This is a genomic window from Thermaurantimonas sp. (assembly GCF_046299575.1).
In the GTDB taxonomy this organism is placed as follows: Bacteria; Bacteroidota; Bacteroidia; order Flavobacteriales; family Schleiferiaceae; genus Thermaurantimonas.
Genome location: NZ_JBKBHX010000025.1, coordinates 1 through 653 on the forward strand (window position 1 = coordinate 1; position 653 = coordinate 653).

2 protein-coding genes are annotated in these 653 nt (G+C 34.6%); both read right to left on the bottom strand.

Going from position 1 to position 653, the window contains the following annotated elements; all coding sequences use genetic code 11:
* Positions 1 to 369, bottom strand: a 369-nt coding sequence (locus ACK4EX_RS11715; protein ID WP_409773053.1) for a hypothetical protein, incomplete at its 3' end; no start/stop codon positions are given.
* A 20-nt stretch (positions 370 to 389) separates the two neighbouring features.
* Positions 390 to 653: hypothetical protein (locus tag ACK4EX_RS11720; RefSeq protein ID WP_409773056.1), on the bottom strand; the 264-nt coding region annotated here is incomplete at its 5' end.

The following is a 653-nucleotide window of genomic DNA, read 5'->3' on the forward strand; positions in this document are numbered from 1 at the left end:
ATTATAAAAACAATTAATTTCAAGGTTTGGAATTCCTTTAAAGGATTCACTAATACTTATTAAGTTCTTTTTGAAATTTTTATTTGATGTTTCAAATACGTCAGTAATCTGAATTGTGTCCGGAATAAAAAAAGGAGTCAATACCACAAAACTTGAGTCAATTCTCCAAGTTCCTTGTGTCTTTTTCATTTGAGTATCGTCCAAGTATGTGAATTCATATGTGCTGTCAATTTTTAATTCTAATAGATTCTGAAAATGGCATCTCCAATACATGTCATAACATAGTCGATATTTCCCAAATCCAATCTCTTGACTTAAAGCTGTCATTGAGAAAATAAATGAAATTATAAGTACTAATAATGTTCTCATTGTCTTTTTTATAATGCCACCTAACGGTCGAGTGTATGTGCCGTAAGGGATTGCGGACTACTTTCCTGTCGAAATACACCGAAGTTTGAGCGGGCTAATATGTTTGAATACCCACTGAAACCCTTATGGCACATACACTTTGTTAGCGTTTCGTTGTTCATTTTTCTCATTATTTCCCTTTCATTTTTGCTGCATAGACTTACTGTCCGAGCGTTTGTGTAGTCAAGCTCTTTTGTAGGTTTTTGGCAATAGCGTTGGCTGGTGCGACCTGCAAAAGTGCTTGA